This is a genomic window from Paenibacillus sp. FSL R7-0297, assembly GCF_038009025.1.
GTDB lineage: Bacteria > Bacillota > Bacilli > Paenibacillales > Paenibacillaceae > Paenibacillus_AQ.
This window is the reverse complement of record NZ_JBBPAQ010000001.1, coordinates 649,619-666,978: the sequence shown is the minus strand read 5'-3', so window position 1 is coordinate 666,978 and position 17,360 is coordinate 649,619. Positions and strand designations below refer to the sequence as shown.

At 52.1% G+C, this 17,360-nt stretch carries 13 protein-coding genes; 7 read left to right on the top strand and 6 right to left on the bottom strand.

What is annotated here, in order from left to right; translation table 11 throughout:
• The first annotated feature begins 604 nt into the window (after positions 1 to 604).
• Entirely contained in the window at positions 605 to 2,470 is a 1,866-nt protein-coding gene (locus tag MKZ24_RS02820) for an S-layer homology domain-containing protein (protein ID WP_340781243.1), read from the top strand.
• Positions 2,471 to 2,493: 23 nt separating this feature from the next.
• Positions 2,494 to 5,037: a hypothetical protein gene (locus MKZ24_RS02815; protein ID WP_340781242.1), complete on the top strand. Its 2,544-nt coding sequence runs from the start codon at positions 2,494 to 2,496 to the stop codon at positions 5,035 to 5,037.
• Between the two features lie 92 nt (positions 5,038 to 5,129).
• Here MKZ24_RS02815 and MKZ24_RS02810 read toward each other — a convergent pair whose 3' ends face one another.
• Positions 5,130 to 5,846, bottom strand: a complete 717-nt coding sequence (locus tag MKZ24_RS02810; RefSeq protein WP_340781241.1) for a GntR family transcriptional regulator — start codon at positions 5,844 to 5,846, stop codon at positions 5,130 to 5,132.
• A 273-nt stretch (positions 5,847 to 6,119) separates the two neighbouring features.
• Here MKZ24_RS02810 and MKZ24_RS02805 point away from each other — a divergent pair, with 273 nt between their 5' ends.
• Positions 6,120 to 7,100: a BadF/BadG/BcrA/BcrD ATPase family protein gene (locus MKZ24_RS02805; protein ID WP_340781240.1), complete on the top strand. Its 981-nt coding sequence runs from the start codon at positions 6,120 to 6,122 to the stop codon at positions 7,098 to 7,100.
• The gene (locus MKZ24_RS02800; RefSeq protein WP_042231919.1) at positions 7,097 to 8,425 is read left to right on the top strand and encodes a 6-phospho-beta-glucosidase; all 1,329 of its coding nucleotides are present in this window, start codon (positions 7,097 to 7,099) and stop codon (positions 8,423 to 8,425) included. The genes MKZ24_RS02805 and MKZ24_RS02800 overlap by 4 nt, the downstream gene beginning before the upstream one ends.
• A gap of 87 nt (positions 8,426 to 8,512) precedes the next feature.
• On the opposite strand, the gene MKZ24_RS02795 is transcribed toward MKZ24_RS02800, so the two are convergent.
• Positions 8,513 to 10,849, bottom strand: coding sequence for a UvrD-helicase domain-containing protein (locus MKZ24_RS02795; RefSeq protein ID WP_042231921.1), 2,337 nt, complete (start codon positions 10,847 to 10,849; stop codon positions 8,513 to 8,515).
• A gap of 269 nt (positions 10,850 to 11,118) precedes the next feature.
• On the opposite strand from MKZ24_RS02795, the gene MKZ24_RS02790 reads away from it, so the two are divergent.
• A complete protein-coding gene (locus tag MKZ24_RS02790; protein WP_042231923.1) occupies positions 11,119 to 12,000 on the top strand; it encodes a helix-turn-helix transcriptional regulator in 882 nt (293 codons plus the stop codon).
• A 21-nt stretch (positions 12,001 to 12,021) separates the two neighbouring features.
• Here the strand turns inward: MKZ24_RS02790 and MKZ24_RS02785 are convergent, their stop codons facing one another.
• Positions 12,022 to 12,477: an Imm30 family immunity protein gene (locus MKZ24_RS02785; RefSeq protein WP_042231926.1), complete on the bottom strand. Its 456-nt coding sequence runs from the start codon at positions 12,475 to 12,477 to the stop codon at positions 12,022 to 12,024.
• A 163-nt stretch (positions 12,478 to 12,640) separates the two neighbouring features.
• Here MKZ24_RS02785 and MKZ24_RS02780 point away from each other — a divergent pair, with 163 nt between their 5' ends.
• Entirely contained in the window at positions 12,641 to 12,808 is a 168-nt protein-coding gene (locus MKZ24_RS02780; RefSeq protein WP_081956344.1) for an aspartyl-phosphate phosphatase Spo0E family protein, read from the top strand.
• Between the two features lie 335 nt (positions 12,809 to 13,143).
• Here MKZ24_RS02780 and MKZ24_RS02775 read toward each other — a convergent pair whose 3' ends face one another.
• Positions 13,144 to 14,007 (bottom strand): Cof-type HAD-IIB family hydrolase, encoded by an 864-nt coding sequence (locus MKZ24_RS02775; RefSeq protein ID WP_042231929.1) that lies wholly within the window; start codon positions 14,005 to 14,007, stop codon positions 13,144 to 13,146.
• 297 nt (positions 14,008 to 14,304) lie between these two features.
• Between MKZ24_RS02775 and MKZ24_RS02770 the strand changes: the two genes are divergently transcribed.
• The gene (locus MKZ24_RS02770; RefSeq protein WP_042231932.1) at positions 14,305 to 15,546 is read left to right on the top strand and encodes a DUF445 domain-containing protein; all 1,242 of its coding nucleotides are present in this window, start codon (positions 14,305 to 14,307) and stop codon (positions 15,544 to 15,546) included.
• 136 nt (positions 15,547 to 15,682) lie between these two features.
• Here MKZ24_RS02770 and MKZ24_RS02765 read toward each other — a convergent pair whose 3' ends face one another.
• Together MKZ24_RS02765 and MKZ24_RS02760 are read right to left on the bottom strand one after the other, a co-directional pair.
• Positions 15,683 to 16,009: a P-II family nitrogen regulator gene (locus MKZ24_RS02765; RefSeq protein WP_042210152.1), complete on the bottom strand. Its 327-nt coding sequence runs from the start codon at positions 16,007 to 16,009 to the stop codon at positions 15,683 to 15,685.
• 241 nt (positions 16,010 to 16,250) lie between these two features.
• Entirely contained in the window at positions 16,251 to 17,354 is a 1,104-nt protein-coding gene (locus tag MKZ24_RS02760; RefSeq protein WP_042231935.1) for a glycosyltransferase family 4 protein, read from the bottom strand.
• Positions 17,355 to 17,360 lie beyond the last annotated feature (6 nt).

The following is a 17,360-nucleotide window of genomic DNA, read 5'->3' as shown; positions in this document are numbered from 1 at the left end:
CTGTTTAACCTTGACTCCAACTTTCTCCTCGTATTTCCATCTCAATATGTAACTTTATGTGACGTATATGAGTGAGGTAATACTGGGTAGCGAATGAGACTGATACGTTCAAGAGAATTTGTAGTAACAATATAATTTCATTATTAATTATAGCAGGCCCCCTGTCAATTGTTTTTCATGCAAAAAAACTTATAAAATTCATTTTGTTCCGAGAAGAAGGATTTAGTATTTTTGATCGTTGATTTTATGTAAGCGCAAACAACATTGAATTTATATGGAATTTTACGATGTTATGGGAGTTTGTGGAAAAGAGGGGAGGAATATATGCCGGTTAAAGAAATGTATTGACAATTTGTTATGATTAAAAATAGAATGTGGGTAAATGTTACTACAATAACATTGGTGATATGACATGGAGGTGACATAAAAAAGTAGATTAAACAATGAAATGACCTGAAAAGGATGTAACCCCGCGAAGATTTTGTTTCGGGTAAGAGGTTTCGGGAAGTCACGAGCGCCATTAGAAGTATGATCCAAACCGGGGTGTGTAAGATGATTTTCGGGTGAAGCAGACGCAATCTAAACTTTACGAGGAGGAATGAAGATGAAGTTCAAATGGAAGCAGACGCTTGGTGTATTCGCCGTGGTGTCATCCGTAGCGTTTACCGGCGCGTCCGCAGCATCTGCAGAAACAACGGAGAAGATTCCTGTATGGGCCGCAGAGGAAATTGCCTCGTGGAAGGAAATGGGGTTGCTCAAAGGCAACCAGGATGGCCTTGTTCTGCCGAATGACGGAATCAGAAAAACAGAATTCGTAGCCCTAATTAACCGGATCTTTAATTTCAGTGAAGAAAGTGCCCAGAGCTTTACCGATGTACCTCAGACGGCATGGTACGCTTCTGAGATCAGCAAAGCGGTTGCAGCTGGTGCCCTTATGGGCAGCGGAGAAGGTAAGATCGACCCGCTTGAGGTCCTGACCCGTGAGCAGGCGGCCCTTATTCTCAGCAGAGTATTCAATGTTGCAGCTTCCGGGAAGGCCGTCTCTCCATTTACAGATGATGCTGTGATTGCCGGCTGGTCCAAGGAAGCCGTATATGCTATGAAGGAAGCCGGTTATGTGGAAGGCACACCGCAAGGCTTGTTCCAGCCCCGAAAAGCACTGACACGGGCCGAGGCTGTGAAGATGATTAATAACGCCATGGGCCTCCTGATTGCCGACGGCGGGGATCATTCAGGAACATCCGGCAGAAACCTGATTGTTAACACGGCTGGAGGCACCCTGTCCGATCTGAACTTCTCGGGGAATTTATATATTACACCTGGTGTTGGCGAAGGTAATCTGAGTCTGGTCAACACGACTATTGGAGGCGTCGTTTACATAAACGGCGGCGGTACACACAGCATCACCCTAACGGACAGTAAAGTGAGCCGGATTGTAGTCAGCAAGCCCGCCGGTCCTGTAAGAGTTCTGCTGAAGGGAAAGACAACAGCAACGGAGATTGATGTGACCTCCGGTGCCCAGATTGTTAATGAATCGGAGCAGGCGGTAAATATCGTCAATGTGTTTACGGGAGCTTCAGATGCTGTTTCCCTGTCAGGGGATGTAAATGAGCTGAATGTGGTCGCACAGACGGGCTTCACACTGGAAAGTGGCCAGATTGGCAGCTTGAATGTCTCGTCCAAAGCAGGAGGATCAACAATTAAATTGAACAAGGGAGGAACTGTCAAGAAAATGATTTTAGGCAGTGCAGCTGCCGTAACTGGAGAAGGGGCAATCATAGAAGCGATAGTCAATGTAGAAGGCGTATCGTTCTCTGTTAAGCCGGACAAGCTGACGATTAATGCTTCGAAGGTAAGCATAGGCGGACAAGATTATGATGCTTCCGGCAAGCTGATCTCTTCGACAGCCGGCAGCTCAGGAGGAACAGGTTCAAGCGGTGGCACGGGAAGTCCGACCCCAACCCCAACCCCAACCCCAACCCCAACCCCAACTCCGACCCCAACCCCAACCCCGAAGCCGACACCAACGCCAGAGCCCAAAGCTCCCGAGCGGTATTCCTATGCCGAAGCCTTAAGCTCGTTCAGCTCGACGGGAGCAGAAGGCTTGGCCAAGCAGTACTTGACCTTTCTCCAAGATCCTTCATACACTCCTTCGATAGCGAACAAGGATGTGACGATGCCGAACCTTGTGAATGCCATAACCTTTGTTAACTATGAATTTAATGTCAAACCTTCTATATTCGCTTCCCTGCGGGGGGTTAATACTTCTATTCTGGACAGTACCCGTACTTATTTGTGGATCGGAACAAACGGCGGAGTGACCAAAATCAATCTCAAAACGAATGAAATGATCAGTTATTCTGCACAAGGCAAGGCATTGTACGATGATAAGGTACTTCTGCTGCTATCGGATGGAAGTACGGGCGTACTGGTTATAACACAAACCGGCGTATCGCATATCTACCAATAAGGAAAGGGGAGTTTACCATGTACATGATGAAGAAGAATGGCCTGAAGATTACGGGTGCCCTGCTTGCCTTGACGTTGTCTGTCCTGCCGGCAGCGCCTGTATTCGCAGACAAGCTGCCTGGTGCGAGCTACTCTCCTGTTCAGCTGGAAGCCGTGCAGACCAAAGAAATGACCTATTACAAAACCGGATCGGTGTCCATCCCGGGCAGCATCGAATGGGTTACCGATACTGCTGCACTCAAATTTCTGCCGCTGTCGGTGATCGGCGATGTAACCAGTGTTGTTCTGGACGGGGGCGTATACTGGATTGGAACGGAGACCGGCCTGCAGCGGGTTGATTTCGGCGCAAGCGATACCAAGGATATCGTTCAGTATATGGCTGGACCGAGATATCTATATGGCGGCGATGATCATGTGACGGGACTTGCCAGCGACGGGCAGGATGGCATCTGGGTCCGGACCGCAAGCGGTGTCACTCATATCGCGATGCCGGAGAAGACGCTGCATGACAAATCGTTTATCTATGAGGATCTCGTGGAGTCGATTCTTGACCGGCGCGGCATGGTTCATGGCGCAGGCTTTACCTTTACGGAGACGGACAGCAAGCTGGATGCGGTCAATTACAACTCTGCGACCGGACTGTTCACATCAACGCCTACCACCAGCGATAATGATGGCTTATGGACCGCGATGTATGCAATGGGTGAGGTATTCCGCTATAAAGCGCTGCAGGATCAGTACGGGACCAGTCCGGCCTCTGGAGAGCAGGCAGAAATCGCCGATGCCAGAGCGGCAGCGCTTAGAGCAACCAAGGCTGTGCTGCTGCTTGATTATGTATCCGGACGCGGAAACGGGTTCCCGGCACGTTCCTATATGCTGACCAGCGAAGCCACTGCGGCTACAGTGGGCAATTCAGTGTATGGCTACCAGTCTACGAACGGGTTCTGGTTCCAGAACTTCGTCGGGCCGGACATGATTAACCCCAATGGAATTATTCCAAGCATGCAGCGTGACGACGGAACAGAGCCGATTGGCTATTCCATGGTTAGGGTAACCAAGGACGCACAGAACAAAAAAGGCTCCACGCTGTTCCCGAGTGGAGGTACTGATGTGCTCAACTATAATGGACTTGGGCTTAGCCAGGCCGCCATTGACGAGCTGAACCTGACGCGTCCTGAAGGCCAGAAGCTGGGGATTGATATCAAGACACGGGTTGGAACTGCCGTAACTGGCGCAGTCTATCAGGTGCTGCCTGTCATCACGGCTGCCACCAACAACAATGATGCGAAGGAAGACAAAACAACGGGTGAAAATAATAAGCCGCTGTTTCAGCTGACGGCTCCTGTCTATGAGCAGATTCCGGATTTCTTCAATGATTTGTTCCCGGATAGCGCCATTGTGGACGGCCATATCGACATGAATCAGATTGTGTATAAGGCAGATACCTCCGCAGATGAAGTGGATGGGCACTACGCCATGTTCTACACAGCTTATAAATATCTGGTCGGTGACAGCTCTGATCCTGAGCTTCTTGAGCTGAAATCCCTTATTGAAGAAACAACACACCGCATGACAGAGCTGATCTTGAAGGATGACCATTATTACATTGAGGATGCTACCGGCAAATCAACACAGTGGTCCAGATGGTTCGCCAAGTACTTCAACGACAGCCTTGGCGTTATGGAGCAGCAGGTACAGTGGCAGTCCAAGATCGGCGTTGACGAGAACGGAGATGATGCGCTGTCCTACGGTTACGAAGACGGACCGCTCAACGCACTGCAAGTCATGGCTGCGCTGAAATCAGCAAGCTATATTGTCGCAGAGAGCTATCCGGCCGATTCGGCGAAATATGAGCTGGCCTATGAGCAGGCTTTTGCTGGCAGCTACAGCAAGGAGGAACCGTATATCAACGGCCTTGGCTATATGGATATGGCACTTGATTATATTGAGCGGAGACTTGTGCGTCAGGCTACCAACGCTTACAGCGAGAACGATAACCAGGCCGTAACCATGGATAATGCAGGGGGTGGCACAAACACCAATGCGACGCTTCATAATGACTGGACCCAATACATCAATTACTCCGATGAAGAGCTGGGCTGGTTCCCGGTATTCATACTTGTTACTCTTGAGCAGGATGCAGGCAGACATGCGCAGATTGTAGCAGCCTATGATCAGTGGTATTCCAATGAGGTGCGGGAGGAGAATCCGTTCTACACCTTCCTCTACCAGCTTGCACATCCGGATAAAACCGATGTCGATCTGCAATCTGCGGTCCGATTCCTGTACCGTTTCCCTGAATTCCAGATTGAGTTCCCGGTGCAATGGGATCGTCAGGATGTGCTCTATATTGAACCGGGTGACCGCGACGATTTCAAGCAGACGAACTACGCGCTTGCACCGGATGAGCGGCGCATCATTAAGCATAACTCGAATCCGTTTGAGAATGACAGCCAGACTACAGGCGCCAATCCAGGGTATAACTACCGTACAGGCAGCATTGAGGCGGGTTCAGTATTCACGTTGCCTTATTGGCTGGGGCGTTATTTTGAAATTATCAAAGAATAGCAGGAGCTTAATGAACTGAAGGCAACGGAGCCGGAGCGCCCCATGAGGGGCGCTCCGTATGCTCTCTGCTATGATTTTGATCTAACCTTCTGTTATCCAAACTGCCTCTCGATAGTATAGCTGGGGAAATCACCCCGGAATACGCCGAAGCTGTATTCCAGAGGGGAGCCGTCCGCCAGATACGTAAAAGTTCTTACTTGCAGACAAGGGGAGCCTTCTTTGACGCCAAGTAACCTGCTGGCCAGCTTGTCTGCCAGTACAGGCTTCAGCTGCTCCACAGAGCGGTAAGCCTTCAGATTGTACTCTGATTCAAGGAAGGAGAAAAGTGATCCGTCTTTATATTCATTGATGAGCCCCGGGGCAAGATCCCAGGCAATATAAGTAGTTTCATATAGAAGAGGTTCATTATCCGCATAGCGGATCCGCAAAAGCTGGTTCACGGGAGCTTTCACCGAAATATTAAGAAATTCATTAAGCGGTATTTCCGCAGGCATCACTTTGGCTTCGATGATTTTACTGGTCGGCTCTTTGCCGCTCATCAGCACATCTTCTGTGAAGCTGCGTTTCTGGTTAAGCTGGAGCTCCTTTCGTTTGACGAAGGTGCCCTTGCCCTGATGCCGCTCAAGAATATCCTGAACCTCAAGCTCGCTGAGCGCGAGGCGGATTGTAGTCCGGCTGGCGGAGAACATCTCGCATAATGCGGCTTCGGTGGGGAGTTTCTCTCCGACGGCATAGAATCCGGATTGAATCTGTTTGAGCAGTTGTTCTTTAATGTTGAAATATAATGTGTTATTTGTTCTCTTTGTCATTACAAGTTTCCTCCGATGCCAATTTGTTATATTATATCACGGAAAAAGGGCCGGAGAAACCTAATAGAAAAGAGAGTTCTGGGAATACGAAATTCCTAAAACTGGAATTCGCTCTTTGTTCACCCCATGCCAGGTAAAGAGAATTATCTATATTTTTTTTGTAAGAGAACTCTCTTATTATGTGGATGCATGAAAAAGGCAATATATTTGTAGGAACAATATATAAAAATGTTACTATAAATAAACTCAATATACCAATCAGGAGTGAAAGCTATGTACTTCGCGGGTGTAGACGGCGGCGGAAGCAAAACCATTGCCATTATAGCTGATCATTGCGGCAAAGTGCTGGGATCCGCAGTGACAGGCTGCGGCAACCATCAAATCATTGGTGTCCAGGCGGCTGTGCTCAATATTCGCGGAGCGCTGTTTGGTGCGCTTGCGCAGGCAGGGATTGCCATGGATCAGCTGGGTTTTGTGCAGTTCGGTCTTGCGGGTGCCGATCGCAGTATTGATATGGACAAGCTTTCTCCGGAAATCAGCAGGCAATTGGACTTGCGGAGCTGGAATATGGTCTGCGATACGCTGGAGGGGCTCCGTGTCGGGAGCCGGGATAACACGGGAGTGGTGCTTGTCTGTGGAAGCAATACGAACGCAGCGGGCCGCAACCGGCTCGGGCAAACGGTGCAGGTAGGCGGATTCGATACTTTGTTCGGTGACCGGGCCGGCGGCTTTTATCTCGCTGCACAGGCACTCGGCAGGGCTGTGCGCTGCTGGGAAGGCAGGGAACCCTACAGTGATCTGGTCGAGCGGATACCTCTGAGGCTTGGGTTTACAAGCTTCGGGGAGATGCTGAACCGGTATCTCGATGATGAGATCACTGCGGCGCCGCTGGAGCTGTCGCTGATTGTTCACGAATCGGCAGACTCGGGTGATTGGCTCTCCCGCCAGTTGCTTGCAGATATGGGCAGAGAGCTGGGGATTTCTGCATCGGCCGTAATCCGCAAACTGGGCGGCTTTGAAGAGGAAGCGGTGCCGGTCATCCTTACGGGGAGTATCCTTCAATCCGGCAGAAACCCGTTGCTGCTGGATGCGCTGCTTCAAGAGGTGAAGGCGGAGCATCCCCTTAGCACACTAGTAATCCCGGAGCTGCCGCCTGTATTCGGTGCGGTGATGCTTGCCATGGACCAGCTTGGCCTGCCCGTAACCACAGCAATAATAGAGAGTTTCAAGAGAGACGGAGGAAATCACAAATGAAGAAGAACCACTTGAAAATCGCAGTAATCGGAGGAGGCTCCTCCTATACGCCGGAGCTTGTAGAGGGACTGATCCGTTATTATGATGAATTCCCGGTTGCTGAGCTGTATCTGGCTGATATTAAGGCCGGAGCGGACAAGCTGAGAATCATAGGTGAACTGGCGCAGCGTATGATTGATGCAAGCGGCAAACCAATGAAGCTGCATACGACGCTGGACCGGCGCGAAGCGATTCGCGGTGCGGATTTTGTCGCTACGCAGATCCGTGTGGGCATGCTGGATGCCCGCTCAAGAGATGAGAAGATACCGCTGGCCCATCATTTAATCGGCCAGGAGACGACGGGCGCGGGCGGATTCGCCAAGGCGCTTCGCACCATTCCGGTAATTCTGGACATTTGCCGGGATATTGAGGAACTGGCTCCGGGCGCGTTCATGATCAACTTCACCAACCCGGCCGGTATTATTACGGAAGCCGTCTCGAAGCATTCCCGTGTCAAATCTGTCGGGCTGTGCAATCTCCCGATAAGCACGAAGATGCAGATCGCTGAGCTCTACGGGGTTCCGCAATCGGATATGTTTATTGAGATTGTCGGAATCAATCATCTCCACTGGACGACCCGGGTGCTGATTGAAGGAGAGGACGTGACGGAGGATTTCCTGAACAAGCTGTCCGGAGCCAAAGGACCTTCGATGGCCAATATACCCGATCTGGAGTGGGATTCCGAATTCATTCAGTCCGTGGGAGCACTTCCTTGCCCCTACCACCGTTATTATTATATGAAGGAGGAGATGTACCGGGAGATCTCCGGGCATTATCAAGAGACCGGAAAGACCCGTGCCGATGAGGTAAAAGAAGTAGAAGCCGAGCTGTTCGAGATCTATAAGCAACCTGAAGTGAACAGTAAGCCGGCTCAATTGGAGAAACGCGGCGGTGCCTACTATTCGGAAGCGGCTGTTCAATTGATGAAGTCCATCTATAATGATACCGGCGACATTCAGACGGTCAATGTGCGTAATCAGGGGACTATCCCTGATCTTCCGGGCGATGTCTCCATTGAGATCAACTGTGTTATCAAATCCGATGGACCGCATGCGCTTGCCCCGAGTAAGCCGCTCCCTCCCCAGATCAGAGGTCTGCTGCAGGTGGTGAAGGCTTATGAAGAGCTGACGATTGAAGCGGCAGTGAAAGGGGATTATGCCTCTGCACTACAGGCGCTGACGATCCACCCGCTGATAGGAGATGAGCGGATCGCCAAGGAGGTTCTGGCCGATATTCTTGAGCAGAATGCCGATTATCTGCCCCAATTCCAGGTGCGGGCAAGATGAACCCGGGAATAACAGCATCAGCCCCATTCAGCGCCGAGTAGCTGCTGAATGGGGCTGATGCTTGTGTACAGGCGGCCGTGTGTCCCGTTATACAGGGACTTCCCGGGTGCTTTTTTCCATCGGGGATTTGCACAGCGGACAGGGCTTCGAGGCAAGGTGATCCTCGGCTCCGCCCGCCTTCATCCGGGTCCAGCCCGGGCAGGACTTCCCGGAACAGCTCCAGACGGGAACTGTATGCATTCTGGCTGCAGAGGACCCGGACGAATAGCTGCTGCGTACTACAGTGCTTCTGTTTCCGGCGGCCGGTGCAGTTGCCTGAGGCGGTGCTGCAGCGCGGAAGGCGGAGAGCATGAAGCGCGAGACCTCTGCCTTCTTGCCCCGGTGCCTTGCGGGCGAGCTGATGAACAGCTCCTCGCGGGCCCGGGTAACGGCTACATAGGCGAGTCTGCGTTCCTCTTCGAGTGCAGCTATTCCAGCCTCAGCTGCGGCTCTGGCGGCAGCACTGCCGACCACAGTAACGCTTGCCTTCGCCGGCTTGCGGTCCTTCAGCCGGCCCTCCTCCAGTGCGGAGCTATGCGGCAGAATACCCTCGGAAGCCCCGATAAGGAAGACTACGGGGAACTCCAGTCCTTTGGATTTATGGATAGTCATCAGGGCGATGCGGTTGCCTTGCTCCTTAAGCCCCGGCTGACGGCTCTGCTCGTTGCGCTCGGTTACGTTATCAATGAATTCGAGGAACAACGGGATCGTGCCGAACCGCTCTGCGGATGCCTCCAGCTCATCGAGCATTTCCTTAAGCGTCTCCCGGTGCAATGTGGCCTGGTGCCGTTCATTGGCTTCAATGAAATAGTCATAGAAAACAGTGCGGATCTGGCGGATCGCCTGCACCGGCGTCAGCCCGCTCAGCCCGCGGATCAGATCCAGCCGCTCGCGCAGCTTGGTAGCTTTGAAATCCTCCATGCCCGGCATGGACAGGAGGTGAATCAGCGGGCCCTGTTTCGCCTGCACGGACTCCATGCGGCGGATATGCTCCATCCCTTTTTCCCGGCTCATGTAGAGGGTCGGCAGAATATTCTCCATCGCGGCGAAGTTACGGCGGTTAACAGACAGGCGCAGATGATCCAGCACGGGGGAGATCAGCCAATGCTCGTAGAGCAGCTGGCCTTCGCCGTAGTCTACATAAGGGATATCGCGCATCAGCAGCAGCTCTAGGATTGCCCGGTTGCTGCTGGTGGCGCGGTACAACAGCGCATAATCGCGATATTCCCTTGCTCCGCTGCCAATCTCACGTTCAATATGCTCTACAATCTGCTCGGCCTCTTCGTCCGCAGTCTGCGGACGAAGATAGCGGGGCGGATTTCCACTGCTTTTGGCCGCTTGCAGCGTCTTGGCCCGGCGCCGTGTATTATGGCGAATAATCCCGTTACCGAGCCCGATAATGGCCGGTCCGGAGCGGTAATTGATATCGAGGGTGATCACCTTGGCATTTGGATACAGTTTCTCGAACTCCAGAATGAACTCGCTGCGCGCCCCGTTGAAGGAATAGATGGTCTGATCATCGTCTCCGACCACCATCAGGTTGTCCTGTGGATGGGCGATCATTTTGACCAGCTCATATTGCAGCGCATTCGTATCCTGGAATTCATCGACCATTACATATTGGTATTTCTGCTGCAGCTCCAGCAGCAGCGCCGGCTGCTCCCGGAGCATCCGGTAGGCGATCAGCAGCACGTCGTCGAAATCGATTTTGAAATGTTCGGTCTTCCACTGCTCGTACAGGGCGAGAATGGCCTTCATTTCCTTCTCCGCTTCTGTCGTTTCCGGCATATCCTCGGGCAAGCCCATATTCATCTTGCAGGAGGAGAGCAAGGTGAGCAGATTCTCTGGGGGATAGGCATCCTTCGGCAGCCCAAGCTGACGCATGATCTGCTTCAGCAGGATGTGCTGGCGCCGCGTCTCGTGGAAAATATCCTGCCGCAGTCCCTGACGGCGCAGGAAATAGAGGAAGAACGAGTGGAACGTGCGGGCCTGCAGCCGTGCGGCATCACCTGCGTTCACACCCGGCAGCACGGCAATCCGCTCCCGCATTTCCGCCGCAGCCTTGCTGGAGAACGTGAGCAGCAGCAGCCGGCCCGGGGCGATGCCGCGCACAGACAGCAAATACCCGGTTCTGCAGATCAGCACCGAGGTTTTGCCGGAGCCTGCTCCCGCCAGCGTCAGCAGCGGCCCGAGATGATGCCGCACCGCTGAGATTTGCGGAGAATTGAGCAGAATGCCGCCTTCCTCCAGCCTGCGGAAGTAAGCCGCGTCGCTGTCTCCGGGTTTCACGGTCTCCCTGCTCGTCCGGGCGGAGGCAACCTTCGCCTGGGGGATTTTCTCGCCGGTAGCACCGAGCGGTATATTATGAAATAATAGCTTGTTCATTGGAATTCACCTTCATTTATTCTATAAGCTAATCTGCAAGTAGAAATGATAGAGTCTCGAATACATTGATATAGTGATTAAGCAGCCGTACATTTTGACCAGTATACAATATACCATTCTGATCCGGTTTCTGCACGGGAGAGGAATAGAAAAGATAGGACTGGAAATAAGTTTCTTCTAATAATAAGTGTTGAGTAATTATATGGAATAAAAGATCAAATGTAATTCCAACAGCCATGATATCGTATTAACAGAGGAGGGGACAGCCTATGAGTGAAGGAATACATTCCAAGGCCGTGAGGCGTTCGCTGAATTATATTGAGAGGAACCTCACAGAAGCGATTACCCTGAAGGAAATTTCGGTGCACAGTAAATTTTCTTCCCACCATTTCTACCGCATCTTCTATGCGGCGGTGGGGAAGACGGTGGCTGATTACGTACGGCGGAGAAGACTGGCCAAAGCAGCCGCAGAGCTGATTTATACCAATAAACGAATATTGGATATCGCCGTAGAATACCATTTTCACTCTCAGGAGGCCTTCTCCCGTGCATTCAAGAAAGTGTACCGGATTACTCCCGGCCAGTACCGGACCTACTCAAGAAATCTGATTAAAGGAGAGATCAAGATGATTACAGAACAAGCATTGAAAGGCTGGACAGTTACCGGATTGAACGGGGAAGACTATGAAGTTACGGTGGATAAGTCAGAGGTTCATATGGGGAAAGCTTCGGCACGGCTTCAGTCTATTAAAGCCCGGGAGAACGGCTTTGTCACCTTAATGCAAATTTTCAGTGCAGAAGCCTACTTGGGTAAGCGGCTGAAGCTCTCGGCCTTTGTTAAACCGCAGCATATCAACGGCTGGGCCGGATTGTGGATGAGAATTGATGCGGAGAACGGGGAAATGCTGAAGTTCGATAACATGCAGAGCCGGCCCATCAAGGGTTCAGAGGACTGGAATCAGTATAATGTGATTCTGGATATTCCGAAGGAGAGTTCGGCAATAGCTTTTGGTATTCTGCTTAGTGGGGCCGGCAAAGTATGGGTGGATCAGTTCCGTTTCGAGGTCGTCGATGCCAAGGTGCCTACAACCGATGAGGGTGTGGAGGATAGTCTTCCCCCGGAACCGGTCAACCTCGATTTTGAAGAATAGGACCGCAATTTGAGCTCCGGCTTACTTCAGTCTGGAGAGGATGTAGTTCACCTTTCGCTCAAATAACCGGGGCTTATCTTCCTTAATTTCCTCCAGCAGGAACATCAGGCATTGCTTGATTCTTGGCGGCATGAGGGCGGCGATATCGGCGTAATCCTTGCGGTAGTTATCATCGTTCAGGATTCTTTCATTCAGTACAATGGCCCAGTTGCGGGCGTGCTCCAGCATCTCCGGAAGGGAGTGCAGCAGCTGGGTCAGATACATCTCCATCTGAAGACTCTCCACGAAATGGACGAGGCTGAACATGACCTCCTCCTGCTCTGTGTCATCATCGAAGACCTTGAAGATCTGATGAATTACAACGTCCTCTGTATCACCGGCCAGACCTTCCAGTGCAAGATCAAATTGCTCACATTCCAGCTCGGTACGCAGCAGCCGGTTCTCATATAGCCGGGCAATCCCCGGGTACAGGTTCATTTATGTTCCTCCTAACGCTCCCGGCAGCTGAAGCTCCCGGGCTGTTTATGTTGTTCTGAGCTTCACTATCAAGCGGAAGGTTATGCGAGATTATCACGCCATTTATCATAAGGTCCAATTTTTGACAGCTGAGATTAATATATTGGACAGAGGAGGAAGTGTCATGCAGACCAATAAGCGTAAGATTTTGCTGCAGGTAGAGGAAGCCAGACAGAAATTATATCAGACGCAGCAAAAATACGGCATTTTGACACATCCCAAAGTGGTTAAACAGTCGGTTGCCCTGGATCATTTACTTAATCAGTACAGCTGTCCGCAAAGGATGAGCTGATTGAAATAGATTCACACATTTAAGGTGAAATCTGGAGGGATGTTGTGTTTATTCCCGTTCTTGTGGCTCTGACCACTGCCCAGCGGTTAATTCTCATTGTATTTCTCGCATTAAACCTGGGTGCAATATCTTTCTGCTGTCTTCATCGTTCAGGAGCCAGCCGCCGCTGAGAAGAGCAGCCTTCCTTGAAGGCTGTTTCTTTAAAATATAAGAATTTATATGCTCCGCGCATAAATTATCCTTCTATTTCTCGCTGAAACGGTACCGTCCTTTAAAAGGACGGCAAAGCCGTTTCTACTTGTGAAGATGGAGGGCCTTCACAGCCGGACCGATAGTTATTTCTTCTCCAAAAGATGCCGCAGACCCGCAGCAACACCATGCTCCGAGTTGCTTAGCGTAATGAAATCGGCGGTTTCCTTGAGGATGGGGGCGGCATTCTCCATAGCAATTCGGTAGCCGGCGATCTCGAACATCGGCAGATCATTATAGCTGTCACCCATTACTGCGATTTGCGCTGCGGGGATACCGTAATGCTCTGCTATCAGCTTCACGCCGTTGCCTTTATTAGCATCTTTATGATTAATTTCAATATTGTTGACATGCGATGCCGTAATAATCAGCCCGGGAATCGCGGCGAACCGTGTAGAGGCTTCCTTCAGCAGTTCACGGTTCAGCGAGAAGGCGAGTGTCTTGTAGATCAGATTCTCCTCTTTGCTCCAGATGTCCTCCATGCTCTCCACATAGGTTACAGCCGCCTGCTGAAACTGCTGGTCGATCATCGCCTTAAGCAGCCAGCCTACCTCTTCGGGAACCTCATCTTCCTTCAGTGCCGACAGCTTCTCCAGCCGTACCCGCTTATCGAGCTCTACATATACGTTATCCTCTGTGTATACTTCGTAGTACAATTCAGGAATCTCGTTCATCCAGCGCAGCGCGGGGATGATATCCTCCTTGTTCAGCGGTGTACTCGCGGCCAGCGTTCCGTCAGGCAGTGTGACAACAGCGCCGTTCAGACTCACTACAGGACACTCCAGATCCGCCAGCCGCAGCTGACGCTCCGCATCCATGTAAGAACGTCCGGTGGCAATGATCACGGTATGGCCCAGGCGCTGTACGCGGAGTATGGCTTCCTTATTCTCCCTGCTAATCTCCCCATCCCCGTTCAGCAGTGTTCCGTCCATATCCAGTGCAATTAGCATGTTGCAGTTCTCCTATTCCATAGTTGTAATCATATATAGGTTTCACGAGATAACTATCTTTCTGTATCTTATCATTATTTCTCTGAAATTTGAAAATTCGCATTTTCATCCATATATAGTCCGGGGTACGTATATTTAAGCTGCGTTTCTTGCCGGATTTTCAGAAAAGAGTCTTCTCGTGGTACAATTGAATGTAGACCTGCAATCTTGTAACGGGAATGTCTGCTGTTGTCTGAAAAGCAATTTTTCCGGGCAAAAGATCGCTTGGGGTCGTTATGTAAGGGGGATAATAAACACATGAAATCCAGAAATTTAGCTACCATATCTCTTGCCATCATGGCCTGCGGCTTCCTGTTCACCTTATTTCTGCCGGAGAATCTGGCTGTTATTCTGCTGAGAGGGGGCTTCGAGGCCGGTCTTGTCGGAGGGATTGCCGACTGGTTTGCAGTGACCGCGTTGTTCCGCCATCCTCTGGGGCTTAGAATTCCGCATACTTCGCTGCTGCTGAAGAACCGGGATAAGCTCATACAGTCTCTAATCTCTGCGATGGAGAATGAACTGCTGAACAAGGAGAGCATTGAGAACAAGCTGCGCAAAATCAACATCATCTCTCTGGGCGCCGGCATGCTGACACGGTTCTTCTCCAGAAAGAAAGCGAGAACGGAAATGCTGGAGCAGATTAAAGAATTCGTACTGCGGCTTCCGGTAGAGCAGGCGGTTCCGTATCTTCAATCCGCAGCAGCAGGCTATCTGCGTGAAGCGGAGCTTGGCGTTGCCGCCGATAAAATTGCTACCAGCCTAATGAACGACGGCAAGGATATTGCCGCCCTTGATTATGCGCTGGAAGGGATTTCCTCCTGGAGCGGGCGTCCGGAAACCCGTGCGATGCTGGGCAAGATCGCCAGCGAGAAGCTGGCTGAGGTGAAGCTTGGCGGGCTGAAGGGGATGGCTTTTCAGGCTTTTGTCGGATTCGTTGATGCCGATATGCTGGGTGAAATGCTGCAGGGCATGGTGCAGTCCACTATCCGTGATTTCAAGGAAGAGGACAGCCCGTACCGTGAGGAGGTCATCCGGGAGATCCGTGTCGCTCTGTTCCAGCTGCTGAGCAATGAGGAGCGGATCTCCTCGCTGAAGGATTGGGCGCTGAATGAACTGCAAGGGGAGCCAGCTGCGGCTTTCCTGCAGCAGCAGTTGGAAGGACTGCGCGTCAAGGCGGTTGCGCTGCTTGAGGAAGACCGGGTGCGCGGCGGCCGCAAGCTGTTCTGGCTGTATGCTGTGCTGGTCCGGCGGATCGGCAAGGAGCAGGAATGGATTCAGGCTTCCGAGGAAAGGATCCGCGGCACGCTGATCTCCTTCGTGGAATCTAATCATTACCGGATCGGCCAGCTGGTCAAGGAGAACCTTGATCAAATGGATGACGCTTCGCTCGTGAACATGCTGGAGGAGAAGGTGGGCAAGGATCTGCAGTGGATTCGCGTGAATGGAGCTGTGTGCGGTTTTGTTGTGGGGCTGGTGCTTACGGTGATCCAGATGATCTGACAATAGCATCAGCAAGAACAGGCAGAGGCGGCAAGGCATTCCCCGGACCGTCCGTGAAGACGGAGTCCGGAGGAACGTTTTGCTGCCTCTTTCATATGTGCTACAGGAAAGCAGATCATAAGGAAGAACGGGAAGGTTACAGCTGGTTTTTACCGTTGCTGATAGTGAAGACCTCCTGTACGGGCAGGACAAAAATTTTGCCGTCGCCGAATGAGCCATGCTCACCGGTTCTTGCTGTGCGCATAATAATGCTGATGACGTCATCCTTCTCATCATCCTGGACTACGATCATCAGAAGCTTCTTGGAAATTTGATTGTAATGGTTGGTTCCGACCTGTATTCCCTTTTGCTTACCGCGTCCGAGCAGGTCCATTTTGCTGATGGAGGGGAAGCCGGCAAGCAGTAATTCAGCCATGACCTCATCCGCTTTCTCCGGCCGTACTATAGCTTTGATCATTAACATAACGATGCACCCTTTCTACAGCGAATATTGTGTTGTAGGGGGTTGCCAATGTCTGGTTGGCTTACTGTACAGTGCATTTGCTTAATGGCAACGCTTACAATATGAGTATAATATTAACTGCAGCTGTATCCTGCGAGAAGGATCACAAAATTCGTAGGACACAATGTCGCATTCCCGGGGGAGCGTCAAAGGGGTTGCTGTACCGCATCCCGGAGGAGGCGCACGGACCCGCCTCCTCCGGTTATTGCGGTACCAGCTTCAGGTAGAGATTCTCCAGCAGCTCTACAGTATGCTGCCATTCGAACATCTGCAGCGCATCGCTCCGCCCCTGCATCCCGATCCTAGCCGCGAGCAGAGGATTGCGGCCGATCATCAGCATTCGCTTGGCGAAAGGAGCGGGGTCCCGGTATCTCTCCACCAGATATCCGTTATGGCCGGAATCAATAATCTCCCGGATTCCGCCGTTTCGCGAGGCGATCACCGGAAGTCCCGTGGCCATGGCCTCCACATTCACGAGGCCGAAGGACTCATGCCGCTGGGAAGGGCAGATGAAGCAGTCTGCGGCCTGATACAGGCTGTGAATATCCTCATGCGGGATATTCCCCAGGAAAGACACGCGCACGCCCAGCCGGCGCGCGAGTACCTTAAGCTGCCGGAGGTAAGCCGGCTTGCCGTCTCCGGCGATCACTAGCCGGGCGGGCATATGCCTGTTCAGCCGGTGCATGGCCCGGATCAGCACAGGTACTCCCTTGCGCGGGATTACCCGGCCTACGAACAAGACGGTGAAGCCGGGAGCCAGGCCGTACAGCGCACGCAGGCGTGCCTTCTCGTGCGCCGGCACGGGGACGAAGCGGGACAGGTCCGCTCCCAGCGGAACAACGCGGAGCTTGCCCGGGATGCCGGGGAACCGCCGTGCGAGCCGCTGCTGCAGGGAGCGGCTATTAGCCGCGACAGCGTCCGCCAGGGCGAGGCTGCGGGCGATTCTGGATTCCGGAGGCACGAAGGTCAGGGAATGCAGGAACAGCAGCACCGGAGTGCTGGGGTGCCGCCGTTTGACGGCGGCCAACAGCAGCGGCCGGTTATCGATCTGAATCAGTTCAAAGGGTTCTGCCGCCTCCAGATATCCGAGAACCGAGCTGCGGTACCGGGCAGGGGTGCCGGAAGGAAGGCGGATGAACCTGACCTGCTCTATTTCGTCAGTGTCAGAGAGTCCCGGCGATCTCCGGCTCACTATAGTTACCTTGTGCCTTCGGGCAAGCCGCCGGGCAATATTCCAGATGCAGATCTCTACAGAGCCATCCCCTGGAACCGGGAACTGTTCGGGTGCAATGATGCAGATACGCATAGTGAA

Coding starts and splice junctions, on each gene's coding strand:
- MKZ24_RS02820 (WP_340781243.1), top strand. CDS start 605: ATGAAGTTCAAATGGAAGCAGACGCTTGGTGTATTCGCCGTGGTGTCA.
- MKZ24_RS02815 (WP_340781242.1), top strand. CDS start 2,494: ATGATGAAGAAGAATGGCCTGAAGATTACGGGTGCCCTGCTTGCCTTG.
- MKZ24_RS02810 (WP_340781241.1), bottom strand. CDS start 5,846: ATGACAAAGAGAACAAATAACACATTATATTTCAACATTAAAGAACAA.
- MKZ24_RS02805 (WP_340781240.1), top strand. CDS start 6,120: ATGTACTTCGCGGGTGTAGACGGCGGCGGAAGCAAAACCATTGCCATT.
- MKZ24_RS02800 (WP_042231919.1), top strand. CDS start 7,097: ATGAAGAAGAACCACTTGAAAATCGCAGTAATCGGAGGAGGCTCCTCC.
- MKZ24_RS02795 (WP_042231921.1), bottom strand. CDS start 10,849: ATGAACAAGCTATTATTTCATAATATACCGCTCGGTGCTACCGGCGAG.
- MKZ24_RS02790 (WP_042231923.1), top strand. CDS start 11,119: ATGAGTGAAGGAATACATTCCAAGGCCGTGAGGCGTTCGCTGAATTAT.
- MKZ24_RS02785 (WP_042231926.1), bottom strand. CDS start 12,477: ATGAACCTGTACCCGGGGATTGCCCGGCTATATGAGAACCGGCTGCTG.
- MKZ24_RS02780 (WP_081956344.1), top strand. CDS start 12,641: ATGCAGACCAATAAGCGTAAGATTTTGCTGCAGGTAGAGGAAGCCAGA.
- MKZ24_RS02775 (WP_042231929.1), bottom strand. CDS start 14,007: ATGCTAATTGCACTGGATATGGACGGAACACTGCTGAACGGGGATGGG.
- MKZ24_RS02770 (WP_042231932.1), top strand. CDS start 14,305: ATGAAATCCAGAAATTTAGCTACCATATCTCTTGCCATCATGGCCTGC.
- MKZ24_RS02765 (WP_042210152.1), bottom strand. CDS start 16,009: ATGTTAATGATCAAAGCTATAGTACGGCCGGAGAAAGCGGATGAGGTC.
- MKZ24_RS02760 (WP_042231935.1), bottom strand. CDS start 17,354: ATGCGTATCTGCATCATTGCACCCGAACAGTTCCCGGTTCCAGGGGAT.